The sequence below is a fragment of the Butyricicoccus sp. AM32-19 genome (assembly GCF_003480365.1).
Taxonomy (GTDB): domain Bacteria; phylum Bacillota; class Clostridia; order Oscillospirales; family Butyricicoccaceae; genus Agathobaculum; species Agathobaculum butyriciproducens.
Genome location: NZ_QUIX01000003.1, coordinates 155,902 through 182,224, shown reverse-complemented (window position 1 = coordinate 182,224; position 26,323 = coordinate 155,902). Strand labels below are relative to the sequence as shown.

Sequence of the window (26,323 nt, the reverse complement as noted above, 5' to 3'; positions counted from 1 at the left end):
CACATGTTCCCGGTTTTCATGGGACGAATATCAAAGAGGGGCAGAGCCCCTCTTTTCCTATCTACCGGAAGTAAGCTGGAGGTAATTTTACTATGAAAGCATTCATTGAACACGAAAGCCGCGGACGGCTTCGCGTGCGCATGAAGCAGTACCGCATGACGCTGGAGCAGGCTGATCTGCTGGAGGCGTATCTGCAGAATCAGCCGGGTGTACTCAGCGCAACCGTGCACGAGCGCACCTGCTGTGCTGTCATCCGCTACATCGGTGACCGCGAGAATATCATCCGCGCGATCGCTCAGTTTAACTATACTGCACCGTCTGTCACGGCGCTGACGCCGACCCACAGCGGCCGTGCGCTCAACCGTGAGTATCAGGAAAAGCTGGTTGGCAAGGTTATTACGAAGTTTGCCTGCACGCTGTTCCTGCCAACGCCGCTGCAGATTGCACGCACGATCTGGCTGTCGCTGCCGTTCCTCGGCCGCGGTCTCAAGCGCCTGATTCACAGAGAGCTGAAGGTTGAGCTGCTCGACGCGCTGTCCATCGGTGTTTCGATGGTACGCCGGGACTTCTCCACGGCAGGCTCGGTTATGTTCCTGCTGGATATTGGCGAGCTGCTCGAGGAGTGGACGCATAAAAAGTCGGTTGACGATCTGGCACGCTGCATGTCGCTCAACGTAAAACGCGTATGGCTCAAGACCGATGACGCAGAGGTACTTGTACCGCTGTCCAACATCGCTGTCGGTGACCACATTCTGGTTCGCATGGGCAGCGTCATCCCGCTGGACGGTGAGGTTATTGAAGGCGAAGTCATGGTTAATCAGGCATCGCTTACCGGAGAATCCATGCCGGTTGCAAAGCGTCCGGGTACGCAGGTTTACGCCGGCACGGTCATCGAGGAAGGCGACTGCGTGATCGAGGTCACACAGTCCTCCGGCGAGAGCCGCTACGACAAGATCGTTTCCATGATCGAGCAGTCCGAGCAGCTGAAGAGTGCTGCTGAGAGCCATGCCGCCAATCTGGCGGACAAGCTGGTGCCGTACACGCTGGTCGGCAGTGCGCTCAGCTACGCACTGACCCGCAATGTCACCCGTGCACTGTCCGTGCTGATGGTTGACTTCTCCTGCGCGCTCAAGCTGGCTATGCCGCTGGCGGTTCTGTCCGCCATGCGTGAGGCAAGCATGTATCATATCACGGTCAAGGGCGGCAAGTTCCTCGAGGCTGTCGCGCAGGCGGATACCATTGTATTCGACAAGACCGGCACGCTGACGCACGCCTGCCCGGTGGTTGCCAAGGTTATTCCGTTCGGTGGTCGTTCCGAAGACGACATGCTGCGCGTTGCAGCCTGCCTGGAGGAGCATTTCCCACACTCTATGGCGAACGCCGTTGTCCGCGCTGCGCGTGAGCGCAATCTGGCGCACGAGGAAATGCACTCGCAGGTTGAGTATATCGTAGCGCACGGCATTTCCAGCATGGTTGAAAACAAGAAGGTCGTTATCGGCAGTGCACACTTTATCTTCGAGGATGAAAAGTGTACGGTTCCGGCCGGTGAGCAGGAGAAGTATGATGCACTCCCGCCCGAGTTCTCGCACCTGTATCTGGCCATCGGCGGTGAGCTGGCGGCCGTTATCTGCATCGCAGACCCGCTTCGTCCGGAGGCCCACGATGTGATGAAGGCGCTGCGCGCCCTCGGCATCAAGCGTACAGTCATGCTGACCGGCGACAGTGAGCGCACGGCAGCGGCTATCGCGGCTGAGGTCGGCGTGGACGACTACCGCGCTGAGGTTCTGCCGGAGGACAAGGCAAACTTTGTCGAGCAGGAACGCGCGGCAGGCCATACGGTCATCATGCTCGGCGACGGTATCAACGATTCTCCGGCGCTGTCGGCGGCTAACGTTGGCGTAGCCATCAGCGACGGCGCTGCCATCGCCCGTGAGATTGCGGACATCACCATCGCAGCCGAGAATCTGTTTGAGCTGGTTGCGCTGCGCCGTATCGCACGGGGTCTGATGAGCCGTATCAACTCCAATTACCGCTTCGTAATCGGCTTTAACGGTTCGCTGATCGGTCTGGGCGTTGCCGGCGTGCTGGCTCCCGCAACATCTGCGATGATGCACAACCTGTCTACGCTGGGCATCAGCCTGCGCAGCATGACCAATCTGATCGATTCTTCCGAGACGACTCGTCTGCTGGAGAGCAAGTAATTTTAATAGAGTTAAGAGTGGAGAGTGAAGCGCTTTCCACTCTTTCTTTTTGCGATTCAGGTATAACAACCCCCCGTCTTTGACGGGGGGTTGAGGCTGTCGAAAAACTATCGTTTTTCGAGCAGCCTCTCGATCGAAACCACGCTTTCGATCGAATGCTGAAGAAAAACCGCGTCCTCCGGACACAATTTTTCTTCCCTTGTATAAAAACCGAGGTACACAAGGTGAATTGCCGCATAGCGGCAAGAGAGGGTGGTCTGGACCACGCCCCCCGGTTTTTATGAATTTGCTGCGCAAATTCTATTTTATGCGTGCTGTCGCACGAAGCACAAAATAGAAATCTGACTTTTTCGACAAGCTGCCCCCGTCTTTGACGGGGGTTTGTGTTTCTATAACTGTTTGAAAAACTGTATTTTACTTCTGCTGCCACGCCATTCTATAATCTTTTTCTCCGGTAGCTTCATCCAGGCCGCTGTACTGAATTTCAAATCCTTCTCTTTGATAAAAAGATATTGCTGGTGTGTTTTTTGATATACATTCAAAATCAGTTTGCTTTTTGTATTCTTTACATAATTCAGCAGTATTTTACCGATACCCTGCGACTGCATTGCTTCAGAAACAAAAATGCCTTCAATATATTCGCCATTCAGCCCGATAAATCCTTGTATCTTCTGATTGTCCTCATAGACATAGACAGTTGCCTGCAACAGCAGTTCTTTCACAAGCTCCAAATTACTTTTCCAATATTGGGCAGGGATAAAATAATGTGCCTTTATATTGGTATCCAGCCATATATCGGCAACTTGATTGATATCTGCTTTTCGTAATTCTCTAATCATAGTGGGGGACTCTCCTGCAAATTTGATTGTTACACAATAGAAGGTAATGTCAGATACGTTACCGGATGCGGAAACGTAAACAGCGGGCGCTGTTCGCCGCTGGCGTTGATCAGCGTGAGGGACAGCGTGCGCAGGTCATTCGTCGGCAGCGGCACAAGCTGTGTCCACTCGGTGCGGATAAACCGGTCCGGATCGGTCTCAGTCAGCGTGTAAGTTCCGTTATGGTATGCAAGGAACAGGGGCTGTCCCAGAGCAGGCTGCATTTTCAGAGAAATGGCGGAAGTCTGGTCTCGATGGATTGCAAAAAAGCGCGTCAGCAGCGCATACGGCGGCTTGAGTTTGTTCTGTCCGGTCAGGCGCAGTGTACCGCAGTCGCGCCAGCGCGGCACAGAACAGATATGCCGGGCGTCCCACTCGGTCACCGGATCAAAAATGTGCTGCCCAATGTCGGAATCGGCCATAAACCATTCGGTGTAGGGGAGACCATAGGCGTTTTCGCCGTCCGCGGAAAACAAAACCGAATAGGTGAATTCGTCGGTCTGTCCGCACGGCTGCAAGTGATACTCTGTGCCGTCAAATGTCAGAGAACCGGTTTCACCGTCCGGTGTGCGCAAGGTGAGCGTGCTGGGTTCGTCCGCTGCGGCAAGCTCATACAGTACAGAATCATCTATGACCTCGCGGACAGAGGAGATCGTCAGCGTGCCGAAATCAGCAGCCATAGCGGGATAAGCACATAGAACCAGCGCCAAAACGGCAGATAACAGGCGTTTTTTCATATAATCGTCTCCTTGGATGCTGCTTTATCTGCAATCACGTTCTTTTCGCTTTCCAATTCCTTATTTTCCTCTCCGATAATTTCTTTGTTTGATTAAACTGGAAGTTGTAAGTTTCTTTACTATCATATCTTTAAAACTTGTTTTGCTTTCGCATTAACAAATTGGATAATTGGGCCTGAAATGATAACTGTAATAAGCGTGCATACACCAAACTTTCCGCCAAACAAAACACCTGTAACAACAACCAAAATATCCAATGCCATTCGGACAAATTTAATCTGCCAGTGATTTTTTTCTGCTAAAGCAAAAGTGACTGCCTCATAGGAGCCTCTACCAAGGGATGCCGACGCATATAGTCCTGTTCCGACAGCAAACAAAACCACTCCTAACAACATAATTAAAAAATTGATCCACTTATAGGTACTGTAAATATGGCAGTTAGCAAACAAATCTACACAGGTACTGTATACAATCTGGTACAACACAGTTCCTATATGAATCTGACTTTTATCGTAAATGAGCGCAAACAAAATCATTCCCAATGCTACAACAAAAGATGCTGTGCCAATGCTTATGTGAAATGTTCTTGCAATCCCCTGCCACAGCACCGCAAGCGTAGCTCCGCCAAATCCAGCATACAGTGCAAGTGTAATTCCATAAGCCGCAATTATAGAACCTATTACAAGGATTGCCAATTTCTTTAGTGTTTTTTTATTGTTATTTTTCATTGACTTTTAATAATTCGCTCCTCGTATAATTTTCTTTGGGTTTAAAGCACACCGTTAGCAACCGCTCTAATTTATTTAATACCAGCAAATTACTCTCCTCCACAAATCCCGATTTATCATTCTACTGTGGCTTTACTATACCATGAATACTCCCGAAGCACAATCACCCATTGACACCACCGATATTCCGATAGATAATATAGGCAATAGGAAAACTTTACGCAAGAAGGGAAGTGCTTCAACGAATGAAACGCAGCTACGAGATGGACCTGTGCAGCGGTCCGCTGCTGAGCAAAATCCTGCTGTTTTCGCTGCCGCTGATTCTTTCGGGTGTGCTGCAGCTGCTGTTCAACGCGACCGACATTGTCGTAGTCGGCAAATTTGCGGGCAGCAATGCAATGGCGGCGGTCGGCTCGACCACCTCGCTGTTCAACCTGCTGGTCAACTCATTCATTGGTATTTCGGTCGGCGCGAACGTGCTTGTCGCACGGCATTACGGCGAGCGGGATTACGACGGCGTACAGCAGACCATCCAGACGGCGCTGCTCACCGGCTTAATCGGCGGCACGATACTGATCGTGCTCGGCGTTGTGCTCGCACGTCCTATGCTAACGCTGATGGCCACACCGGACGAGGTTATCGACCAGGCCGTGCTGTACATGCAAGTGTACTTCATCGGTATGCCGGCAACCATGATCTACAACTTCGGTGCAGCCGTGCTGCGTGCCGTGGGCGATACCCGGCGTCCGCTGTACTTCCTGATGGCGGCAGGCGTGATGAACGTCCTCGGCGACCTGCTGTTTGTGTGCCTGCTCGGCATGGGCGTTGCCGGAACTGCGATCGCCACCGTACTCAGCCAGTGTGTCTCTGCGGCGCTGACCGTGCTGTGCCTTGTAAAATCGGACGGCATGTGCCATCTCGACTTACGCCGTCTGCACTTCCACATGGATAAGTTCCTGAGAATCATGCAGGTCGGTCTGCCTGCCGGTATGCAGAGCGTTATCTTCAATATCTCGAACGTACTCATTCAGTCCTCGGTCAACAGCTTCGGCGCAGTAACGGTTGCGGGCAACACGGCAGCCGCCAACATTGAGGGGTTTGTGTACATTTCGATGAACGCGCTCTATCAGACCTCCATCAGCTTCACCAGTCAGAATCTCGGTGCAAAGAATTATCACCGCATCGACCAGACACTCGTGCGCTGCATGTGCATCGTCACACTGATCGGTCTGGTGCTCGGCAACGGCGCACATCTGCTCGGCAATCATCTGCTGCACATCTACTCGGATGATCTGGAGGTCATCTCGTTCGGTATGCAGCGCCTGTCGGTCATCAGCGTCACCTACTGCCTGTGCGGCATGATGGATGTGCTCGCGGGCACAATACGCGGTCTGGGCTATTCCATGCTGCCAATGATCGTCTCGCTGATTGGCGCATGTGTGTTCCGTATCATCTGGATTTTTACGGTCTTTCGCGTGCAGCATACGCTGTTCATCCTGTATGCGTCCTACCCGATCTCGTGGATACTGACCATCCTGGCGCACTTTGTGTGCTACCTGATCGTGCGGAAAAAGGTTTTCCGGCCGCAGGAGACATAAGCGCGCGTTTTTCTCCGGAAAACGGTTGTAATTGACGGTTAAATATAGTATAATACTCGTGCAATGCGGGAATTTTCCGCGCAATAAGTAAATAAGCGAACAGTCGGTGCCGCTGTATGTTTTCGAACAGGACAGCGGGTAAAAGGGAAGCAGGTGCAAATCCTGCACGATCTCGTCACTGTAAGCGGGGAATGGACTGCCATTTACGTCACTGATATTGCGGTATCGGGAAGGCGGCAGTTCTAAGGCAACATCGCATGATGAAAGCTGCGGCGCTTTGCGGAAACTTTGTGTCCTGACTTCGTTGTGATTTCACGGTAATACATCAAGTATTACCGCAAAACCACGCCTCGTCAGTACGCAGAATTTACTCGCAAATCGCTCTTGTGCAATTATGCGGTATTGCCTTAAGAGCCGCAAGTCAGGAAACCTGCCGGTCTGTTGGTACGGGAAGCTGCTTCCGGGTCACGAGTTATTGATTGTACTGATACCGCATGATTTTTGATTCAAGCAGTCCCTTTCATCATATATTGATGGGGGGACTGTGTGTTTTCCGTACCCTTTTTCTTTCAAAGTGTGCGCTTTCGCTTTGCAAGCAAAACGAAGGAGGAAAACCATGAGCAAAGTAAGCAAACTGAAGAAGCTCGGCATTATGCTGATCGTTTCCGGCATGCTGATGTCCATGCTGACCGCTTGCGGCGGCAGCAAGACCGCAGCTGCGGACGACACGAAGGACAATAACACCACTGCACAGACCGATGCGCAGGATCAGACCGATCCGGACGAAAACTATGAAACGGGTGACGCTTCCTTGGACGATCCGCTGAATCAGGATGAAATTGGTGATACCGAGCTGCTCGTAGTCAGCTTCGGCACCAGCTATAACGACAGCCGCCGTGAGACCATCGGCGCCATCGAGAAGGCTATGCAGAAGGCGTTCCCGGATTACGCGGTACGCCGCGGCTTCACTAGCCAGATCATCATCGACCATGTAAATAAGCGTGACGGCGAGAAGATCGACAACGTAACCGAGGCACTGGACCGCGCCGTAGCTAACAAGGTAAAGACCCTGGTTGTTCAGCCGACCCATCTGATGAACGGTCTGGAGTACAACGACCTCAAGGATGAGCTGGCAGGCTATTCGGATTCCTTCGAGAAGATCGTGCTCGGTGATCCGCTGCTGACCTCTGACGATGACTTCCAGAAGGTTATGAATGCCATCGTAGACGCAACCAAGGAGTATGACGACGGCGAGACCGCAATCTGCTTCATGGGTCACGGCACCGAGGCGGATTCCAACAGCGTTTACACCAAGATGCAGGAGACCCTCAAGGCCGCAGGCTACGATAACTACTTTGTCGGCACTGTTGAGGCAACTCCGTCCCTCGATGACGTAATCGCAGCCGTTAAGGCAGGTGGCTATAAGAAGGTTGTTCTGCGTCCGCTGATGATCGTTGCAGGCGACCACGCCAATAACGATATGGCAGGCGACGAGGACGGCTCCTGGAAGACCGAGTTTGAGAAGGCAGGCTTCGAGGTAACCACCGTAGTTGAGGGCCTTGGCTCTGTGCAGGCAATCCAGGATCTGTTTGTTGCACACGCACAGGCAGCGATTGATTCCCTGAAGTAAATCAAGTAAACAGCAGGGTCCGGACCGTGGAATGCGGACGGACCCTGTTTTTGTGGAAATTTTGATTGTCTATTTCGGTGTGCAGAATTGAGAATTGAAAATGGAGAATTATACCCAGAGTGAAGCGTTGAGAGTGAAGAGAACGTGATAGGCGTAATTCGCAGGTGCCGTCTGTAATATCCAGATTAACGATTTGTGCGGCACGGTTATGCCGCACGCTGCGTAGAGTAACCCACATGTGTAGCAGTACGGTATCTGACATTGCGAATATGCGGATACATGAACGCACATCGTGCGTCCTGTGGAAGAAAAAATCCTCTGCCGTTCCTTTATAGTCTCAGTTCTGAACAACCACTGTGCTCTCTTAGGAAAGGGGTGATTCACAAGAGGGTGGAAACCTTGGTGTCTACCCTCTTGTGCCCCTGCCGGGTAGGCAAGATTCCGTTCGCTTCTCAAGCGCAAATGCCCCGAATGGCAGCCATTCATCAAAATCCCGTTTATATCGCAAAACAAAGGAGAAACCACAATGAAGAACAAAAAAGCACTGTTAAGCGCCGTATTTGCGGCATTCATGCTGCTTTCCGCCTGCGGCGGCAGCACCCAGCAGGATACCTCCGCGCAGGACAGCAGCACCACCTCTCAGGTCGCTTCTGCGTCCGATATGGCCGGTGTCGAGGACGTTGTTGAGGACGGCATGACGCCGATCACCGGCGACAAAGTGAAGGACGGCACCTACGATGTAACCGTCGATTCCAGCTCCAACATGTTCAACGTTACCGCATGCGAGCTGACCGTCAAGAACGGCGAAATGACCGCTAAGATGCACATGGGCGGTACCGGTTATCTGTACGTCTACATGGGCACCGGCGAGGAGGCTGCCGCTGCCGAGGAGGCCGACTACATTCCGTTCACCGAGGAAGCCGACGGCACACACAGCTTTACCGTTCCGGTTAAGGCGCTCGATGAGGGAATTGACTGCGCAGCCTTCAGCAAGAAGAAGGAGAAGTGGTACGACCGCACCCTGGTGTTCCGCGCGGACTCTTTGCCGGCAGACGCACTGGCAGACGGCGTAATGACCACCGCTGAGAGCCTGTCTCTCGCAGACGGCACCTACACCGCTGACGTAACGCTTTCCGGCGGCTCCGGCCGTGCAAGCGTGGAATCTCCTGCAGCGCTGACCGTTTCGGGCGGCAAGGTGACGGCTAAGATTATCTGGAGCAGCAAAAACTACGATTACATGAAGGTGAACGACGAAAAGTACGATGCTGTGATCGAAAATGAGCACTCCACGTTTGAAATTCCGGTTGCGGGCTTTGACTGGGCGATGCCGGTCGTAGCCGACACTACCGCAATGAGTGAGCCGCACGAGATCGAGTACACGCTGCGTTTTGACTCTGCGTCCATCGCTTCGGCAGCAAAATGAGAAGAATTACAGCATGGTGCCTGAGTGCGGCACTGCTGCTCGGCGGTCTGTCCGGCTGCGGAACTGCCCGGCAATCGACCGCACAGACGCAGGCGGCGGTCTCGTGGAGCGACATGCAGCCGACCGACAGCGTGGATTTGGAGTATGCCGAGTGCTTCTCGGTCGATCACTATGACGGCGGCTATTCGCTCATTACCGTGAAGGACGACGCACGTTATCTGGTCGTTCCGGAAAACGCGTCCGTGCCGGACGGTCTGGACGCAGATATCGTGGTGCTGCAGCAGCCGCTGGACAGCATTTATCTGGTCTCCTCGAGTGTCATGGACCAGTTCGTTGCACTGGATGCGCTGGACAGTATTGCACTGTCCGGCACCAGGCAGGACGGCTGGTACATCGACGAAGCCAAGCAGGCGATGGCGGACGGCAAGATCACCTATGCGGGCAAGTACAGCGCGCCGGATTACGAGACCATCTACTCCGCTGACTGCAATCTTGCCATTGAGAATACCATGATCTACCATACGCCCGAGGTCAAGGAGCAGCTCGAAAAGCTGGGTATTCCGGTGTTTGTCGAGCGTTCCAGCTACGAGCCGCACGCACTCGGCCGCATGGAGTGGATCAAGGTGTACGGTACGCTGCTCGGCTGCGAGGACAAGGCGGAAAAGCTGTTTGCGGATAAGGTGGACGGCATTGTAGACATCCTGCAGAAGCCGGCAGCCGGCAAGACGGTTTCGTTCTTTTACATTACGTCAAACGGTGCGGTCAATGTTCGCAAATCCACGGATTATATCGCGGAGATGCTCAGTCTGGCAGGAGGAAAATACATTTTTGATGATCTGACGGACGATACGGCAAAGTCCACCGTCAATATGCAGATGGAAAGCTTTTACGCCGGAGCCAGGGACGCGGATGTGATGATCTACAACGCCACAATCGACAGTGAGCTGCAGACGCTTGACCAGCTGTTGGAAAAAAGTACGCTGCTTGCGGACTTCAAGGCCGTGAAAACCGGCAATGTGTGGTGTACAGAGAAGAATCTGTACCAGTCCACAATGGAACTGGACGAGCTGATCCGCGACTTCCATACCGTCATTGCAGACGGCGACCCGTCCACACTGAAATACTTACACAAGCTGTCCTGAAAGGAGAGGATTTCCCATGAAACCGCAGCCTAAAATGCGTTATGCGGGCGCGTTTGCCGTGCTTCTGGCACTGCTGGCCGTGCTGTTCGTGTGGAATGTCAACTCGGGCAGCCTGCACCTGTCAGTACGAGAGGTCGCGCAGATTCTGCTGACGCACAGCGGCGACAATGCGGTCATCGTGTGGGAGATTCGTCTGCCGCGTATCTTCGCGGCCATTCTACTCGGCGGTGCGCTGTCGGTCTCCGGCTTTCTGCTGCAGACCTTTTTCGCCAACCCGATCGCGGGACCGTTCGTGCTGGGTATTTCCTCGGGCGCCAAGCTGACGGTTGCGCTGACGATGATCGGCGCGCTGTCCTGCGGGCGCGTGCTCGGCTCTGCTGTCATGATAACAGCTGCCTTTGCGGGAGCCATGCTTTCGATGGGCTTTGTGCTGCTCATCGCGCAGCGCGTGCGGCAGATGCCGCTGCTAGTCGTGAGCGGCGTGATGATCGGTTATATCTGCTCAGCGGTGACGGATTTCGTCATTACCTTTGCCGAGGATTCCAATATTGTCAACCTGCATAACTGGTCGATGGGCAGCTTTTCGGGCATTTCCTGGGACAATATCCGCGTGATGACGCCGGTGGTGCTGGTGTCGCTCGTGTGCGTGTTCCTGCTGTCCAAGCCGATCGGTGCGTACCAGCTCGGAGAGGGGTATGCCCGCAGTATGGGCGTCAATATCACCGCGTTCCGCGTGGTGCTGATCCTGCTGTCGAGCGTGCTCTCGGCGTGTGTAGCGGCGTTTGCCGGACCGATTTCGTTCGTCGGCATCGCGGTTCCGCATCTTGCGAAAAGCCTGTTCGGCACGGCAAAACCGATCCTGATGATACCGGCGTGCTTTCTCGGCGGTGCGGGATTCTGCCTGCTGTGCGATCTCATCGCGCGGACGGTGTTTGCACCGACGGAGCTGAGTATCAGCACAGTGACAGCCCTGTTTGGTGCGCCGGTCGTCATTTATATTATGGTGCATCGGAAGTCCTCCAGAGGGTGAGTTGCGCTCTGCGGAGCGCGGGAGAGTGCGGCGCCCGCCGCGGGGGCAAAAAGGAAGGGACACCTGCGGTTTCCCTTCCTCTTTGAACTCCTACCTTTCCCTTGTGAGATAGTCTGACGCAAACCAGAGACCGGCGACCGCTCCGAAAAGGGGGAACGGCAGACGGGTTACTCTTTCGTGTCTTTCTCCGCTTTTTCGCGGTTCACAGATAACGTACTGCTACACAGGTCGGAAGGTCTCCGCAGGCGCGGCATGGCAGTGCCGCGCAACCCTTGGGCACGCTGTAACGCCCGGCACCTACGAATTTTTCTGCTTAGTAGAATTTATCTACGCAGATGCTGTCTATTATAACCGGCTCACAAATCGTGCGGCACTGTTATGCCGCACCCTGCACAGAGTAGCCGGTATGTGTAGCAGTACGCTATCTGACACTGCGAATATGTGGACACATGGGCGCGTTAAACGTGTCCTGCGGAAGAAAAAATCCTCTGCCGTTCCTTTGCGAGTCTCAGCTCTGCAAATTTCGCCGTGCTATCCCAAAAGGAAACGGGATTCATAAGGGTGGAAACCTTGGTGTCCACCCTTATGCCCTTCGCTGTAGGCACGGCGCCCCTGTCGGGTAGGCAAGATTCTCTTGCTTCGTAAGCAATCATGTTAAAGAAGAAGGTACAAAATGTCCCATCCTTTCGTCGAAACAAAAGAAATGACCGTCGGCTACCGCGGTGTGCCGCTCATCCGCGACATCGCCCTGCGTGTTCACCGCGGTGAGATTTTAACGCTCATCGGTCCGAACGGCTCGGGTAAATCGACCATCCTCAAAAGCCTCATCCGTCAGCTGGCGCTCATCGGCGGTACGGTATATCTGGATGGCAAATCGCTGCAGACCCTGCCCGAGCGTGACCTTGCGCGCACGATGTCCGTGCTGCTCACCGAGCATGTGCGGCCGGAGTTGATGACCTGCTGGGATGTGGCGGCTGCAGGCCGCTATCCGTACACCGGACGGCTTGGTCTGCTCAGCGACGAGGACCGCGCTAAGGTGGACGAGGCGCTGGCGCTTGTCGGCGCGGATGAACTTGCCGACCGCGATTTTTCCTGCATCAGCGATGGACAGCGGCAGCGTGTGCTGCTGGCCCGCGCCATCTGCCAGGAGCCGGAGGTCATTGTGCTCGATGAACCCACCTCCTTCCTCGACATTCGCTACAAGCTGGAACTGCTGACCGTGCTCAAGCAGCTGGTGCGCGAAAAGCAGGTGGCGGTCATTCTCTCGCTGCACGAGATTGATCTGGCGCAGAAGCTGTCCGACCGGCTCATCTGCGTTCACAACGGCAGAATTGAGCGCTGCGGCACGCCGGAGCAGGTATTCACCGGCGACTACATCCGCACCCTGTATGACCTCGAGCGCGGCACCTATAACGAGCAGTTCGGCAGTCTGGAGCTCGAGCGGGTGACAGGCGAGCCGCGTGTGTTCGTTATCGGCGGCGGCGGAAGCGGAACGGCACTGTACCGCAGACTGCAGCGGCGCGGCATTCCGTTCGCGGCAGGCGTTCTGCCGGAGAACGATGTAGAGCTGCCGACGGCTCGTGCTCTGGCGGTCGAGACCGTCACCGAGCGGGCGTATCAGCCGATCGGTGAGGACGCTTACGCGCGTGCGCAGGCGCTTGTACGGCAGTGCGGAAATGCGGTCTGCTGTCTGGATTTGTTCGGTCCGGTCAACGAAAAAAACCGCGTGCTGCGCGACTGGGCACAGCAGGAGGGGCTGCTGCGGAGCAAATCGGAATTGGAAAATATTACATGATGATCGCCTGAAATGTTGCTCAAAACGCAATGTTGTGGTAAAATAGCCAATAATGCCAATGGTGACAGGGGAGGTTCCGCCCGGTCACCGGTGAGAGCAACCACTTTGTCACAGGAAAGTGATAACATGGCAAGAAAGCAACAAAAACGACATAACAGAGGCAGCTATCGGCGGAAAACCGCCCATGCACATCGCAGTACGCGGCATATGCAGCCGGTAAGAACGCAGAAAACGGTCAGACGCCGTCTGCCCGAGGCGGAAGTGCGCCGCAGACAGCGGGCACGCCGTCGGCAGTTTGCGCTGCTCGGGCTGGCAGTCCTGCTCATTGTGCTTATTTTCGCCTTTCGGCATTTGATCAGCACACCGCAGCAGAGCGGCGCGGACGGTGATACCGGCAATTCCGGCACGAGCGCGACCGAGGAGGTCAAGCAGGTAGCCAAGGCAGTGAATGTCTATCAGTCGGTTATGTACTATCAGCCGGTGGTGCAGAAATATGCCGAGCAGAACGGCATTCCGGAGTACACGGATGTACTGCTGGCCATCATGCAGGTGGAGAGCGGCGGCAAGCTGACCGACATCATGCAGTCCTCCGGCAGCGCCGGACTGCCGAACGATTCACTCGAGGAGGAGAGCTCGATCCGGCAGGGCTGCACCTATTTTGCACACCTGCTGAGCAAGGGCAAATCGCTGGACTGTGATCTGGACTGCATCATTCAGGCGTATAATTACGGCAGCGGTTTCCTCGATTACGCGGCCAAGTTCAACGGTGTGTACAGCACCGAGCTGGCTGAGAAATTCGCGGAGAAGCAGTCTGGCGGCAATACCATCCAGTATGATAACCCGATGGCAGTTCAGGAAAACGGCGGCTGGCGGTATGCCTACGGCAATATGTTCTATGCCCGTCTGGTGAAGCAGTATTTGATCGAGTGATCGTATTTTACGCTCTGTTTGGACAAAACTACTTGACAAACCGCCTGTAAAAAGCTATACTTATCCCACAGCTTAGAGTATTTAAACCGCAGGAAAAGGAGGAAATCACCGTGCGTGCAGTTCGAATGGAAATGTGCATGATGTGTGGTTCTGCTCGTTTTTCTGCGAAGCAGCCGTAAGGCTGAAACGCATAGGCGGGCCGCTTTTCATGCGGCTGATACAGAAAACGGGCGGAAAGCAGAAACCTGCTTTCCGCTTTTCTTTTGAAAATGTAAGGAGGAATGAATGTGGCACAGGATGTGATCGTCCGGATTCAGGGTCTGAACAAGACCTTTCGCGGCAGAGCCGGAACGGTAGTTGCGCTGAACGGTATCGACCTTGATATCTATCGCGGCGAGATTTTCGGCATTATCGGTCTTTCGGGCGCAGGCAAGTCCACACTGGTACGCTGTATCAACTTTTTGGAGAAGCCCACCGAGGGCACGGTAACGGTGGATGGACAGGAGCTTGGAAAGCTGAGCAAAAAGCAGCTTTTGGAGGCCCGCCGGTCGATGGGTATGATCTTCCAGCAGTTCAACCTGCTGCAGCAGAGAACCGCACTGCAGAATATCTGTTTTCCGCTCGAGATTGCGGGAACGAGCAAAGTCGATGCGGAAAAGCGGGCGCGTGAGCTGCTTGAGATCGTCGGCCTGTCAGACCGTGCGGATAACTATCCGAGCCAGCTGTCCGGCGGTCAGCAGCAGCGTGTGGCGATTGCACGAGCACTTGCGACCAACCCGAAAATCCTGCTGTGCGACGAGGCGACAAGCGCACTCGACCCGACGACAACGCGGTCGATCCTCGCACTGCTTAAGGAGATCAACAAGACGCTCGGCATCACCATCATCGTTATCACGCATGAGATGGCGGTCATCGAGGAAATCTGCCAGAGAGTTGCAATCATTGATTCCAGCCGTATTGCCGAGGTCGGTACGGTGGACGAGGTGTTCACCCGACCGAAATCCGCAATGGCCAAGCAGCTTATCTATCCGGACGGCAAGCGCAATTCTCTTGCGACCGGCAAGCGGTACTGCCGCATTGTATTCGACGGCAATTCGTCGTTCGAGCCGGTAATCTCCAACATGGTGCTCGAGTGCAAGGCGCCGGTAAATATTATGTTCGCGGACACCAAGAACATGGATGGCAAGGCTTACGGTCAGATGATCCTGCAGCTTCCCGAGGACGAACGCGCGGCAAAACGCGCACTGGCGTACCTCGAAACCCAGAACATACACGCAGAGGAGGTAGCCGATTATGCTTCCGTTTAATGTTTGGGCGCAGAGCCTTTGGGAAACCCTGTATATGGTCATTGTTTCGACCGTTATCTCGTATGCGATCGGTCTGCCGCTCGGTCTGACGCTGGTTGTTACCGATAAGGGCGGTATTCGTCCGATGCCGATCGTCAACACGGTTCTGGGCGTGGTTGTCAATATCCTGCGCTCTATCCCGTTCCTGATTCTTGCCGTTATGATTACGCCGATTACGCGCGCGATCGTCGGCAAGGCCATCGGCACCACTGCGATGATCGTTCCGCTGACCTTTGCGGCAGCACCGTATGTAGCCCGCATGGTCGAGTCCTCCATCAAGGAGGTGCCGTTCGGTGTGATCGAAGCCGCACAGTCCATGGGTGCAAGTCCGTGGCAGATCGTGTGGAAGGTGCTCGTGCCGGAGGCAAAGCCGTCCCTGATGGTCGGCGGCGCGATTTCGGTCGTTACCATCCTCGGCTATTCCGCAATGGCAGGCTTTATCGGCGGCGGCGGTCTGGGTACCGTAGCCGTAAACTACGGCTATAACCGCTATAATTTCCCGATCATGTTGGTAGCGGTTATCATTATCGTTATCGTTGTTCAGATTTTTCAGGAGGTCGGCATGCGTCTTGCACACCATCTGGATAAGAGAAACAGATAATCGTTTTTCATTCTCAATTTTATTTTGTTATCATTAAAAATGATATATATCAGAAAAGGAGCGAATTCCCATGAAGAAGACAATCGCAGCAATCCTGGCAGGCGCCCTGTGCCTGACCGCACTGACCGCTTGCGGCGGCAGCAAGACCGACAGCGCTGCAGCTGACAGCAGCAGCGCTGCAGCAGGCGACGACAAGACGATCACCGTTGGCGCTACCCCGACTCCGCACGCTGAAATCCTGAATGCGGCAAAGGATGCACTCAAGGCTGAGGGCTACACCCTGAATGTTGTTGAGTTCACCGACTATGTGCAGCCGAACACCGCACTGGTTGACGGTGATCTGGATGCAAACTACTTCCAGCACACCCCGTACCTGAACAACTTCAACAAGGAGAACGGCACGGATCTGGTTTCTGCATTCGATATGCACTACGAGCCGTTCGGCATTTACGCCGGCAAGACCGCTTCCATCGAGGAGCTGAAGGACGGCGCTTCCATTGCCATTCCGAACGACGGCTCCAACGAGACTCGCGCACTGCTTCTGCTGCAGGATGCCGGTCTGATCAAGCTGAAGGACGGCATTGACCCGACCTCTGACGCTACCAAGCTGGATATCACCGAGAACCCGAAGAACCTGGACATCCAGGAGATCGCTGCTGAGCAGCTGCCGCGTTCTCTGGCAGACGTTGACCTTGCTGTTATCAACGGCAACTATGCACTGCAGGCAGACCTGAACGCCGCTGAGGACTCCCTCATCACCGAGAACCCGGACTACGCTAAGGTCTATGTAAACGTAGTTGCTTGCCGTTCCGGTGAGGAGAACAGCGACAAGATTCAGGCACTGAAGAAGGCGCTGCAGAGCGACGACGTTAAGAAGTACGTTGACGAGACCTATAAGGGTGCAGTCGTAACCGTATTCTAACTTCGATCACGACCACGCTCGTGATCGAGGAGGACATGCCGAGCAATAGCTCGGACATGTCTGGGGCGGGATTCTGCGCGCCCGCTTTGCGGGCACACAGAATCCCTTACTTGTATAAAATCTCACGCACATGTCGCGGGATTTTATGAAAAGAGGCGGCATAGACCGCCTTTTTCTATTATATGCGCGCTTACGCGTTGTCCGCTGCGGCGGAGCCAATGGCTCGGATTTCTGGACGAAATCCTGCCATGCGGGTGCGGCTTGCAAGCAAGCCGGAATAAAAAGAAAACCGAGGCGGATGCCTCGGTTTTTGTTTTGCCTGTTTACTGTACATTGAGCGTAAACGCCGGATTTTCGGCGGCCGCGTCCGCCAGCACGCGGAGCACCAGCTCGCCGTAATTGCCGAGATGTACGACCAGCATCTCCGGGTGCCGCAGCGTAAGCCGCGCCGCCGGATAGGCGGTCAGCAGGTCGTACAGTGCGTCCAGATTGCGGCCGTAGTCAGCAGGGAAGCCGCACACCTTGGTCAGCACATCGTGCAGTTGCTCGCGCGTGTACAGCGTTTCCGCATCCAAAAGCAGTTCTTTCATTCTCATTTCCCCCGAAATTTGAATTGTTATTCTGTGATTTCTTCAAATGTTTCATAGTGGTCGGCGGTGTAGTAGATTCGGCCGTCGTCCGCGTAGACCAGCCGTTCCGCGCCGCGCTTGTCGGCTCCGCGGGTGTTGAGGTCGCATTCGTGATAGCTGCCGTCCGGCAGGGTGCCTTCGTAGTTGCCGAACCGGTCGCCGCCGATCGAGCAGCCGGGTGCATACGGCTCGAGCGAGCCGCTCTGCCAGCCGAGTGCCTGCGCCTGCTTTTTCGTGATGTAGTTGGAGGGTAAGTGCCCGTATTCGGTCAGATAGGCGGCAACCTCGTTCTTGCTGTCGTACTGCCCATCTTCGGTGACGGAAACAGCGGAAGCGCTGTCCGAGGTGATGATGGCGGTCGGTCCGTCCGCCCCGCCAATAATGCCGATTTGACCGGCACAGCCGGTCAGTGTGCCGAACGCCAGCAGCAGAGACAGCCATAAAGCGGTTAATTTTTTCATATTCTGTTACTCCTTCGCCGTAGGATAGAACAGCACGAACAGCTCGTGGTACAGATTGCGTCCGTCACCGCTCTTGATGGCGCGCAGCTTGCCATTGACGAACACATAGCCGTCTGTATTTACGCCGATCGAGTTGCCGTTCTGGAAAGTCACGGTCAGGCGGTTGGCAGTCAGCTTGTTCTGGCTGGGCTTGATAAAGTGCGGATAGGCGGTGTAGGTCTGCTCACTGAGAAGCTGTATGATAGCGGTTTTCTGGTTGTCGTCGGTTTGCGGTACCTCCACGTCATTCTCGGTGAGGGTGATGGTGGATTGCGGTCCGGTTTCCGCGATGTCGGAAAAGTCCTGGCTGTAAACGTGGGTATAGATCAAACGTCCGGTGGCGAACAGCAGCAGAAGCAGCAGCGTGCCGCAGATAGCCAACACGAGCGAAACGGTTTTTCGCATGGAAAATTAACTCCTTTGGGTTTTATATAAAACAGATTTTTGATTGTGAACGGTAGGTTTTTTGCCTGAAATCAGGCGGGGAGGTGCGCGCTGTGGAGCGCGGGAGTTCGCCGCGCCCCGCGGCGGGGCAAGAGGGTAGACACCTACGGTTTCTAGCCTCTTAACTCCCGTTTCCCTTTATTTCTTAGTCTGGCGCAGACCAGAGATCGGCGACCGCTTCGATCAGGAGGACGGCAGATGATTTTTTCTACCGTAGGGGAGCACAGTGTGCTCCCATGTCGAAACCTATACGCAGTGCCGGATACCGTTCTGCTATATATGTGGTTTCACCTCCGCTGGGTGCGGCATAGCAGTACCGCACAACTCTTTAACGTGTTATACCAGACGGCACCTGCGAGGATAAATGCTACTAAATAGATAGATTCGTAGGTGCCGTCCATAATCTCCAGACTAACGAGTTGCGCAACACGAGTATGTTGCGCCTGCGTTGACCCTCCGACCTGTGTAGCAGAACGGTATCTGACCCTGCGAACAGGTTACGAAAAACACGGTAGAAAAAATCCTCTGCCGTTCCCCTTTTCGGAGCAGTCACATGTCGGTAATCTGCGCCAGATTAGGAAGCAAGGGAAAGGTAGGAGTTCAAAGAGGAAGGAAAACCGCAGGTTGTCCTTCCTTTTTGCCCCCGCGGCGGGTGCCGCGACGTTCCCGCCGCAGCGGCGGCGAATCCCTCGCTGAACCTCAGCGAAAAACCTCCCGCCCGTTAGGGGCGAACACGCTTACGCAGTTAGCATACCCCGGTCAGCCGGTGCAGAAAAATCCGTGCCGAATTGATAAATCAAACGCATCTAATTAAAGCATATCCTAAAAAAACAGCACTGTCAACGCAATAAAAATTACAAAATGTAAACAATTTGTATATGTCAGCGCACTTTGTGGGAATTTGTGCAATAAGGATTGACAACCATCTTCTACTATTGTAGAATATAAGCAATAAAAGGTGTTTTACATTTGTAGAATAGAAGGAGGGTTAGACTATGCGAAACGACAAGCGATTGCCCGATGCGGAGCTGGAGGTCATGCAGACAATCTGGTCTCTGGGCACACAGGTCACGGCGGCCGAGGTGCAGCAGCACGCGGATAAGGATTGGAAAATGACCAGCGTGCTCACGTTCCTGTCCCGCCTGTGCGACAAGGGATTTCTTTCCTGCACGAAGGAGGGACGGCAAAACCTGTACACGCCGCTCGTCAGCGAGGAGGACTACCGTCAGCGCGAGAGCGTCGGTTTTCTGCGCCGGCTGTGCGGCGGCTCGGTGAAAAATCTGGTCGCGAGTCTGTCGGATGCGGGCGCACTGACCGAGCAGGACATCGACGAGCTGCGCGCGTTCCTCGACAGGCAGGCGCACTAAGGAGGGGATCTTATGCTGCAATTCTCGGAAAAACTGCTCAACAATCTGATGCAGATCGGCCTGACCGTATCGTTGGCGGCGCTCGTGCCGCTCATTCTGCGGCGGCTGATGAAAAAACGCTATCCGGCCCGTATGGTATGTGTGGTGTGGGCGATTCTCGCGCTGCGGCTGCTCGTTCCGGTGCAGCTGACACTGCCGCAGGCGCCGGTGCAGGTCATGCCGCGCACCAACTATGTGGTGCAGAGCAACCAGACGGCGTTCCGGCAGGCCGGACTGCCGGTTGCGCAGAACCCAGCCCGATGGGTGACGGGCACGCAGGCGCAAATGCTCAGCGCGGCAGACACCGGCACGGTCAAGACCGTGGATATTACCGACATTCTGCTGACACTGTGGCTGGCCGGTGTTATTTCCTGTATACTCTGGCAGGGGATTGGCTATTACCGGCTGATACGCAGCCTGAAAGGTAAGTCCCGTTCGGTCGAACGCGCGGATCTGCACACGATTTTGCAGGAGCAGTGCGCCGATCTGGTTATTGACCGGGAAATCCCACTGCGGGTATCTGCGGCGGCGGACTGCCCGATGCTGGCCGGATTTATCCATCCGACGCTGTATTTGCCGGATGAGCGCATTTCCCGGACGGATGCGGCGTTCATTTTCCGCCACGAGCTGACGCATTACAAGCATGGCGATCTGTGGCTCAAGCTGCTGCTTCTGGCGGCACGATGCCTGCACTGGTTCAATCCGCTGGTGCATCTGATCGCGCGATTCGCGCAGGAGGACATTGAGGCGGCGTGCGACGACGCGGTTGTTCGCGGACACGACGGCGCGTACCGCAGAGCCTATGGCGAGACCATCCTGCGGTCGGCTATCGCGCAGGCGCAAAAGAGAAAGGCTTTGGTATCCTGCTTCGGTGATGACAAAAAGACGCTCATGCGCCGGTTTGAGGGACTGTTTGACAAGTCGGTCAAAAAACGCGGTGTCGCGCTCGTTGTGATGATCGCGCTTCTGGTCGGTTCGCTTAGCTGCACGATCGCGGTCGGTGATAACGATAAGGGTCTAACGAAAGAGCTGCGTATACAGCTGGCACAAAAACAGGCGAATGAGGCGGAAAATCTCGGTTATACGGTCAAACTGGACGGGAAAGACACCTATTTGATCACGGATAGAGAGTTCAGCGATAATCCGGGCGAAACTATTCCCGGACGTGTGGTACAAAAGCTGACCTTTGCAAAACAGGATGGAGAGTGGGCCGTATCGAACAGCGAGATTGTGCCGGAAAACGGCCGTGTTACTTCTCTGGATGAATTTAAGCTGTTGTATGAGAATGATCTCGGCTTGCCTGATTTCCTCTCGGACAGCAACCAGTGGAAAATCACAAACGGCTACAATATCAGCGACCCGGTAAATGCAGCAGAAGTGCTGCTCGGTATTTTCCCGGCGGCCAGTCAGGTGGAAGGCAGCAACCAAGATGCCGCACCGTACAACGACATCCGCAAGGTGACATTCACGTTTAAGGATAACAGCAAGGTTGTTGTCACGATGGTCAACCAGTTCGGTCAGGGCTGGCTGCCGCAGGACTGGACGGACGGCAGCGGCGTTCGTTCCCGCACGGCGGCGGATCTCGCGCAGCAGTACGCACGCGCAGTTCTGCACAAGAGCGCACAGTATATCTTCCCGATTTTGACGCCGGACGGTCAGAAAGACCTTATCGCGCAGCAGATGGCTATGACCGGCGGCGAGCAGTGGACGTGGAAATACGGTCCGTCCTCGCCGTCTGCAACGGATTTCGTGCTTGTACCCACCGATGACGAAAATAGCTGCCGCGTTGTATTCCGTCTGTCGGGCAGCGGCGTGAATGATGCGCGCTCGGCTTACACCGTGCAGACCATCCGCGAGAACAAAAACAGCTCGGTGATCGGCAATATCCGCGAACTCAGTACGGACAGCATGACGCAGAGCGAATTGTTCCGGACGTACTATGCGACCGGTCTGTCGTGGCCGACCGTGCCGCAGTACATCGACAGCATGGATACGCAGATGATAAGAGGCTACGCCGATCCGGCACAGGCGGCTATGCAGTATTTCGGCATGGCGCTGCGCGGCGATTCCTATCTGATGCTGGTGAAGGACACCGAGGTCATCCGGCGGGCGACCGGTTCGTTCGGTGAAGGCGACAGCAATACAGAAACTGCCGTTGTACAGCTGACATTTGGCGATTCCAGTGCGCCGGTTAAGGTGCAGCTGGAGAAAACCGCCGCGGGCTACTGGCAGCCGGTCGGCGTGGTGGAGGACATCACCGCCAAGAGCGGGGAACAGGAGCTCGGCATCGGTGCGAACGCAAGAGGTGCGCTGATAACCGGCAAACTGCCTGAGCTGGCAGTCGGTGATACCATCAAATTTACGTTTGCGAACGAGCCGTCCGGCGGCGTACAGCTCACCAATCGGCTGGTCAATTCGGACGGCACCATGCAGGATGCGCTGACAGATGAGCAGACAGTGCTCACCAAAACCGCTGACGGCTGGACGTACACCGTGCCGGAGAGCATGAGCAAGTCGCTTACCTCCACGGCGGTGGAGCCGTATCTGCACGCACTGGTGCTGGAATACACCGATGCCCGTCACATTCAGCACAAGGCGGCGGCGCTGTACGCCATGCAGAACGGGGAGGCGGCCACCGTCGTACACGGTGACGAAACCCTGAACTCGGTGGCATACCGCAATGATGTGCTGGACTATACGCTTGAGCTGCCACTTTCGTTCCATAATACGGTCGGCATCAGCCAGTATGAGGACGGCAGTGTGCATTTCAATATGCTGGATGAGGCAGACAGCAGCTCGGCGCATGACATCTGCATTATGACGCTGAATGTAGACGCAACCGCCGTTTTGCACAGCGAATACGGCGAAAACTGGACGAAAAACTATCCGTCTCCGGTCAAGCAGCTTGCCGAGAAGGACGGTTTGACCTATTATCTGGCGTATGTATCCGATGTGCAGTATGACCCGGCCAATCAGGAGATTGCCGCCAAGTACAAGGAAATGTTCACTGCCGCGCAGAATATCACTGCGGATGATTTTGTACTCGACGACCTGACGGATAAGGACGGTACCGTTCGCCGTGCGCAGCTGCTGACAAGTCTCGGTGCACATTATGCGGTCCTGCATATGGGCGCACAGCACGATCAGCCGTATCAGGTTGCCGTGAATACGGATAATAATTCCTGTGAGGTCTATGTCAGCCGTATCGACTGGACAACCGAAGCACAGTATAAGGTCTATGCCGCTGATAGGGTGACTTTCAAGGATATTACCAATACCGAACCGACAACAGTGGAGCATCTGGCCGATTCTACACAGGGTTTGACCGCAGAGCAGTTTGATTTGCTGTACGGTACGCTTGATTTGCCGGTCTATACCGATGATGAATTGGCAAATCTGCAAAGATTATTGCAGAAAGATCAGATACCGGAACAGGGAGCCGCATTTTTCCTTGGTTTAGGTGATATGTACGGCATATTTGACGGTGATTCTGTGAAGATTTACGGCGATAATAACGAATTTGCATCGCTGACATACCGGTTTACCGACCCGAATACCGGTAAAGAGAACGGCAAATACGTCAAGCTGACCATGCACAAGGCAACAGCCGACAGCAGCCTGCCCGCACTGTGGATTCCGTATAGCTACGAGTTGTTCACGGCTTAATCCAACGGTGCCGTGCACAATAACGTGCAAACGAGTTGCGCGACACGGGTATCCCCCAGGGGACCTTCTCTTGCCCTTCGGGCAATTCACCTTGTGTCGCGCCTGCGTAGACTAAACCGTATGTGTAGCAGCAGAGTATCTGATACTGCGTAAAGGTAGAGAAATGGGCGGACATATTGGTCGCCCCTACGGAAGATAAACAATATGGCCGTTTCTCTGGCGAGTCTCAGTTCTATGACAGGCAGACGCTAAGAGGAAGCGGGGAGATTCACAAGAGGGGTGGAAACCATAGGTGTCCACCCCTCTTGTGCCCCTCGCCGTGGGTACGGCGCCCCTGCCGGGGAGGCAAGACCCGTTCGCTTCTCAAGTGACAACCTCAAGTGCCACAAAAATTGAAAACCCATGATTTTGTTCACACAACGAACAAACACCGGCGGTATACTTGCGGTATTATAAAGAATGTAAGGTGGAATTATATTGTCTACTATTTTAATCGCAGACGATGAGGCGCGTATCCGTCGTCTGGTCAGCGACTTTCTCAAGCGGGACGGTCATACCATCGTCGAGGCCGCCGATGGCAAGGAAGCGCTGAATATTCTGGAGAACCGCCGTCCGGGACTGGATATGGCCATTCTGGACGTGATGATGCCGGGGATGGACGGCTTTGAAGTCCTGCGGGAGCTGCGCGAGCAGGAGCACGGCGAAACCCACCTGCCGGTTATGCTGCTCACCGCCCGTGCCGAGGACGCAGATCAGGTGCGCGGCCTGGAAGGCGGCGCGGACGATTACGTCACCAAGCCGTTTTCGCCGATCGTGCTGGCGGCCCGCGTGCGCACGCTGCTCAAACGAGAAGGCCGCGTCGGTGCACCGCTCGAACAGCTTGGCAAGCTGTCGGTCAATGAGCTGCGCCGTGAGGTCATGGTGGAGAACAAGCCGATCGACCTGACCCCCAAGGAGTACGAGCTGCTCATCTACTTCAAAAATAACCGCGCGATTGCGCTGTCGCGCGAGAGCATCCTCAATGCTGTCTGGGGTTACGACTACTTCGGCGATCTGCGTACCGTGGATACACACGTCAAAAAGCTGCGCGCCAAGCTCGGGGAGTGCGGCACCATGATCGAAACCGTGCGCGGCTACGGTTACCGCTTTGAGGTATGAAGCTGAAGCATCGGTCAATCCGGTTTACGTTTTTTGCTGCGATCAGCATTATCGCGTTGGTGTTTATCGGTATTCTTGTGCTGCTTAACGTGTTTTTCTATCAGGATTACTATATGATGACACGCCGGAGCGAGCTGCGTGATGCCTACGGCAGCATCTGTACCAGCTACGCGAGTGATTCCTCGGATGTTGCCGCGCTGCTGGACAGCTATGAGAGCCGCAGTGCCATTCGTCTGGCGGTGGTGACCGATAACGGCGATGTGATTACCTCGTCTGCCATGCAGGAGGGCGATGTAGGGTTTGATTTTGGGCACATGGAGCAGAAGTTCCGCAGCTTTGCGGTGCTGGCATCCGTGGTCCAGAATCGTGACTGGGTAGATTTGGGCAAAAACGAATACCGCTTTATGACGATCAGTCTGCGCGATAATGACCAGTATTTATGTCTGATCGGCGTGCTGAATGCGGAACACGGTGAATATCTGATCGCATATATGCCCTATGCGTATATCGAACAGAATTCTTCGCTGAATCTGGTGTTTCTGCTGATTGCCGGCGGCTGTGCGCTGCTGATTTGTCTGGGGTGCGGCTATGTTATCTCGCGTCAGTTTACGCGCCCGCTTATTCAAATGGCGGGACTGGCCGACCGAATGAGTGAGCTGGATTTCTCTATGCAGTACACCGGCAAGGAGGACGGCGATGAGATTGACCAGCTGGGACAGTCGCTCAACCGCCTGTCTGCGTATTTGGAGCAGGCGATCGGTGAGCTGAAGGAGTCCAATGATCAGCTGGCGCAGGAGATCGAGGAGAAGGAGCGTATCGACAATATGCGGCAGGAGTTTATCGTCAACGTGTCGCATGAGCTGAAAACGCCGATCGCGCTCATTCAGGGCTATGCCGAGGGCCTGACGGCTGGCGTGGCCGATGACCCCGAGGACCGCAAGTTCTATTGCGACACCATTGCCGATGAGGCCGATCACATGAACAAGCTGGTCATGCAGCTGCTCAGTCTTTCACGGCTGGAGCTGGGGGCAGAGCAGACGTTCGACGAGGATATTGATCTGCATGCACTTTGTGCGGAAGCGGTGCGAAAAACGGCTGTTTTGTGTGAAAACCGAGGTTTGACCGTGGAATATGAGAACACGCATATTACGGTCCGCACGGACGGTGATCTGCTCGATCAGGTGCTGATGAATTACCTGTCCAACGCCATCCGCTACACGCCCGAGGGCAAGCACATTGAGATTTCGGCGGCAAGAACCGGCAGCAGCGTGCGCCTGTCCGTGTTCAATGAAGGTGAAGGTCTGCCGGAGGAGGAACTGCCGAAAATCTGGGAGAAATTCTACCGCACCGATCGCGCCCGCACCCGAGAGGCCGGCGGCACCGGCATCGGTCTGTCGCTTGTCCGCGCCATCGCGGATACCCTGCACGGCGCCTGCGGCGCGGAGAACGTCGAAGGCGGTATCTGCTTCTGGTTTGAGCTGCCGGATCTGCTGCCCGCGGAGGACAGCAAGATAAAAGACTGAATTTGTCGAATAGAAAATTGAAAATTATGCTTGACA

At 54.8% G+C, this 26,323-nt stretch carries 21 protein-coding genes and 1 riboswitch; of the genes, 15 read left to right on the top strand and 6 right to left on the bottom strand.

The window, feature by feature from the left end:
* The first annotated feature begins 92 nt into the window (after nucleotides 1-92).
* Entirely contained in the window at nucleotides 93-2,201 is a 2,109-nt protein-coding gene (locus DW806_RS04590) for a heavy metal translocating P-type ATPase (RefSeq protein WP_118729251.1), read from the top strand.
* A 389-nt stretch (nucleotides 2,202-2,590) separates the two neighbouring features.
* On the opposite strand, the gene DW806_RS04585 is transcribed toward DW806_RS04590, so the two are convergent.
* The 3 genes from DW806_RS04585 to DW806_RS04575 form a co-directional block, all read right to left on the bottom strand.
* The gene (locus DW806_RS04585; protein WP_442861142.1) at nucleotides 2,591-3,040 is read right to left on the bottom strand and encodes a GNAT family N-acetyltransferase; all 450 of its coding nucleotides are present in this window, start codon (nucleotides 3,038-3,040) and stop codon (nucleotides 2,591-2,593) included.
* A 29-nt stretch (nucleotides 3,041-3,069) separates the two neighbouring features.
* Complete coding sequence (locus DW806_RS04580; RefSeq protein WP_118729250.1) at nucleotides 3,070-3,816, bottom strand: hypothetical protein; 747 nt, start codon at nucleotides 3,814-3,816, stop codon at nucleotides 3,070-3,072.
* A 122-nt stretch (nucleotides 3,817-3,938) separates the two neighbouring features.
* A complete protein-coding gene (locus DW806_RS04575; protein WP_021885137.1) occupies nucleotides 3,939-4,544 on the bottom strand; it encodes a YczE/YyaS/YitT family protein in 606 nt (201 codons plus the stop codon).
* A 245-nt stretch (nucleotides 4,545-4,789) separates the two neighbouring features.
* Here DW806_RS04575 and DW806_RS04570 point away from each other — a divergent pair, with 245 nt between their 5' ends.
* The 10 genes from DW806_RS04570 (at nucleotide 4,790) to DW806_RS04525 (ending at nucleotide 16,961) form a co-directional block, all read left to right on the top strand.
* Nucleotides 4,790-6,142, top strand: coding sequence for an MATE family efflux transporter (locus tag DW806_RS04570; RefSeq protein WP_118729249.1), 1,353 nt, complete (start codon nucleotides 4,790-4,792; stop codon nucleotides 6,140-6,142).
* Nucleotides 6,143-6,229: 87 nt separating this feature from the next.
* Nucleotides 6,230-6,594: riboswitch (cobalamin riboswitch) on the top strand.
* A 164-nt stretch (nucleotides 6,595-6,758) separates the two neighbouring features.
* Nucleotides 6,759-7,772, top strand: coding sequence for a sirohydrochlorin cobaltochelatase (locus tag DW806_RS04565; protein ID WP_442861141.1), 1,014 nt, complete (start codon nucleotides 6,759-6,761; stop codon nucleotides 7,770-7,772).
* 526 nt (nucleotides 7,773-8,298) lie between these two features.
* Entirely contained in the window at nucleotides 8,299-9,195 is an 897-nt protein-coding gene (locus DW806_RS04560) for a hypothetical protein (protein ID WP_118729248.1), read from the top strand.
* Nucleotides 9,192-10,337, top strand: a complete 1,146-nt coding sequence (locus DW806_RS04555) for an ABC transporter substrate-binding protein (RefSeq protein ID WP_118729247.1) — start codon at nucleotides 9,192-9,194, stop codon at nucleotides 10,335-10,337. Before DW806_RS04560 ends, DW806_RS04555 begins: the two co-directional genes overlap by 4 nt.
* A 16-nt stretch (nucleotides 10,338-10,353) precedes the next feature.
* Complete coding sequence (locus DW806_RS04550) at nucleotides 10,354-11,367, top strand: FecCD family ABC transporter permease (RefSeq protein WP_110435734.1); 1,014 nt, start codon at nucleotides 10,354-10,356, stop codon at nucleotides 11,365-11,367.
* Nucleotides 11,368-12,040: 673 nt separating this feature from the next.
* Nucleotides 12,041-13,162 carry an ABC transporter ATP-binding protein gene (locus DW806_RS04545; RefSeq protein ID WP_118729246.1) on the top strand — a complete coding sequence of 374 codons (1,122 nt, stop codon included), beginning with the start codon at nucleotides 12,041-12,043 and terminating at the stop codon, nucleotides 13,160-13,162.
* A 126-nt stretch (nucleotides 13,163-13,288) separates the two neighbouring features.
* Complete coding sequence (locus DW806_RS15655; protein ID WP_243022629.1) at nucleotides 13,289-14,092, top strand: lysozyme family protein; 804 nt, start codon at nucleotides 13,289-13,291, stop codon at nucleotides 14,090-14,092.
* Nucleotides 14,093-14,373: 281 nt separating this feature from the next.
* Complete coding sequence (locus DW806_RS04535) at nucleotides 14,374-15,399, top strand: methionine ABC transporter ATP-binding protein (protein ID WP_118729245.1); 1,026 nt, start codon at nucleotides 14,374-14,376, stop codon at nucleotides 15,397-15,399.
* On the top strand, nucleotides 15,386-16,039 hold the full coding sequence (locus DW806_RS04530) for a methionine ABC transporter permease (RefSeq protein ID WP_110435731.1): 654 nt from the start codon (nucleotides 15,386-15,388) through the stop codon (nucleotides 16,037-16,039). Before DW806_RS04535 ends, DW806_RS04530 begins: the two co-directional genes overlap by 14 nt.
* A gap of 70 nt (nucleotides 16,040-16,109) precedes the next feature.
* The gene (locus tag DW806_RS04525; protein WP_118284817.1) at nucleotides 16,110-16,961 is read left to right on the top strand and encodes a MetQ/NlpA family ABC transporter substrate-binding protein; all 852 of its coding nucleotides are present in this window, start codon (nucleotides 16,110-16,112) and stop codon (nucleotides 16,959-16,961) included.
* A gap of 323 nt (nucleotides 16,962-17,284) precedes the next feature.
* Here the strand turns inward: DW806_RS04525 and DW806_RS04520 are convergent, their stop codons facing one another.
* The 3 genes from DW806_RS04520 to DW806_RS04510 are packed head-to-tail and all read right to left on the bottom strand — an operon-like array spanning nucleotide 17,285 to nucleotide 18,495.
* Nucleotides 17,285-17,551, bottom strand: a complete 267-nt coding sequence (locus DW806_RS04520; RefSeq protein ID WP_158574361.1) for a barstar family protein — start codon at nucleotides 17,549-17,551, stop codon at nucleotides 17,285-17,287.
* 26 nt (nucleotides 17,552-17,577) lie between these two features.
* Nucleotides 17,578-18,051 carry a ribonuclease domain-containing protein gene (locus DW806_RS04515; RefSeq protein WP_118729244.1) on the bottom strand — a complete coding sequence of 158 codons (474 nt, stop codon included), beginning with the start codon at nucleotides 18,049-18,051 and terminating at the stop codon, nucleotides 17,578-17,580.
* 6 nt (nucleotides 18,052-18,057) lie between these two features.
* Nucleotides 18,058-18,495, bottom strand: coding sequence for a hypothetical protein (locus tag DW806_RS04510; RefSeq protein ID WP_118729243.1), 438 nt, complete (start codon nucleotides 18,493-18,495; stop codon nucleotides 18,058-18,060).
* A 1,034-nt stretch (nucleotides 18,496-19,529) separates the two neighbouring features.
* Between DW806_RS04510 and DW806_RS04500 the strand changes: the two genes are divergently transcribed.
* The 4 genes from DW806_RS04500 (at nucleotide 19,530) to DW806_RS04485 (ending at nucleotide 26,287) form a co-directional block, all read left to right on the top strand.
* Nucleotides 19,530-19,901, top strand: a complete 372-nt coding sequence (locus DW806_RS04500) for a BlaI/MecI/CopY family transcriptional regulator (protein ID WP_118360575.1) — start codon at nucleotides 19,530-19,532, stop codon at nucleotides 19,899-19,901.
* A gap of 12 nt (nucleotides 19,902-19,913) precedes the next feature.
* The gene (locus tag DW806_RS04495) at nucleotides 19,914-23,606 is read left to right on the top strand and encodes a M56 family metallopeptidase (protein WP_118729241.1); all 3,693 of its coding nucleotides are present in this window, start codon (nucleotides 19,914-19,916) and stop codon (nucleotides 23,604-23,606) included.
* 477 nt (nucleotides 23,607-24,083) lie between these two features.
* Complete coding sequence (locus DW806_RS04490; RefSeq protein ID WP_117750708.1) at nucleotides 24,084-24,764, top strand: response regulator transcription factor; 681 nt, start codon at nucleotides 24,084-24,086, stop codon at nucleotides 24,762-24,764.
* Entirely contained in the window at nucleotides 24,761-26,287 is a 1,527-nt protein-coding gene (locus DW806_RS04485) for a sensor histidine kinase (RefSeq protein ID WP_117492483.1), read from the top strand. Before DW806_RS04490 ends, DW806_RS04485 begins: the two co-directional genes overlap by 4 nt.
* Nucleotides 26,288-26,323 lie beyond the last annotated feature (36 nt).

Bases quoted from the DNA above. Each gene is read 5' to 3' on its own strand.
- DW806_RS04590 (WP_118729251.1), top strand. From the start codon at position 93: ATGAAAGCATTCATTGAACACGAAAGCCGCGGACGGCTTCGCGTGCGC.
- DW806_RS04585 (WP_442861142.1), bottom strand. From the start codon at position 3,040: ATGATTAGAGAATTACGAAAAGCAGATATCAATCAAGTTGCCGATATA.
- DW806_RS04580 (WP_118729250.1), bottom strand. From the start codon at position 3,816: ATGAAAAAACGCCTGTTATCTGCCGTTTTGGCGCTGGTTCTATGTGCT.
- DW806_RS04575 (WP_021885137.1), bottom strand. From the start codon at position 4,544: ATGAAAAATAACAATAAAAAAACACTAAAGAAATTGGCAATCCTTGTA.
- DW806_RS04570 (WP_118729249.1), top strand. From the start codon at position 4,790: ATGAAACGCAGCTACGAGATGGACCTGTGCAGCGGTCCGCTGCTGAGC.
- DW806_RS04565 (WP_442861141.1), top strand. From the start codon at position 6,759: ATGAGCAAAGTAAGCAAACTGAAGAAGCTCGGCATTATGCTGATCGTT.
- DW806_RS04560 (WP_118729248.1), top strand. From the start codon at position 8,299: ATGAAGAACAAAAAAGCACTGTTAAGCGCCGTATTTGCGGCATTCATG.
- DW806_RS04555 (WP_118729247.1), top strand. From the start codon at position 9,192: ATGAGAAGAATTACAGCATGGTGCCTGAGTGCGGCACTGCTGCTCGGC.
- DW806_RS04550 (WP_110435734.1), top strand. From the start codon at position 10,354: ATGAAACCGCAGCCTAAAATGCGTTATGCGGGCGCGTTTGCCGTGCTT.
- DW806_RS04545 (WP_118729246.1), top strand. From the start codon at position 12,041: ATGTCCCATCCTTTCGTCGAAACAAAAGAAATGACCGTCGGCTACCGC.
- DW806_RS15655 (WP_243022629.1), top strand. From the start codon at position 13,289: ATGGCAAGAAAGCAACAAAAACGACATAACAGAGGCAGCTATCGGCGG.
- DW806_RS04535 (WP_118729245.1), top strand. From the start codon at position 14,374: ATGAATGTGGCACAGGATGTGATCGTCCGGATTCAGGGTCTGAACAAG.
- DW806_RS04530 (WP_110435731.1), top strand. From the start codon at position 15,386: ATGCTTCCGTTTAATGTTTGGGCGCAGAGCCTTTGGGAAACCCTGTAT.
- DW806_RS04525 (WP_118284817.1), top strand. From the start codon at position 16,110: ATGAAGAAGACAATCGCAGCAATCCTGGCAGGCGCCCTGTGCCTGACC.
- DW806_RS04520 (WP_158574361.1), bottom strand. From the start codon at position 17,551: ATGAAAGAACTGCTTTTGGATGCGGAAACGCTGTACACGCGCGAGCAA.
- DW806_RS04515 (WP_118729244.1), bottom strand. From the start codon at position 18,051: ATGAAAAAATTAACCGCTTTATGGCTGTCTCTGCTGCTGGCGTTCGGC.
- DW806_RS04510 (WP_118729243.1), bottom strand. From the start codon at position 18,495: ATGCGAAAAACCGTTTCGCTCGTGTTGGCTATCTGCGGCACGCTGCTG.
- DW806_RS04500 (WP_118360575.1), top strand. From the start codon at position 19,530: ATGCGAAACGACAAGCGATTGCCCGATGCGGAGCTGGAGGTCATGCAG.
- DW806_RS04495 (WP_118729241.1), top strand. From the start codon at position 19,914: ATGCTGCAATTCTCGGAAAAACTGCTCAACAATCTGATGCAGATCGGC.
- DW806_RS04485 (WP_117492483.1), top strand. From the start codon at position 24,761: ATGAAGCTGAAGCATCGGTCAATCCGGTTTACGTTTTTTGCTGCGATC.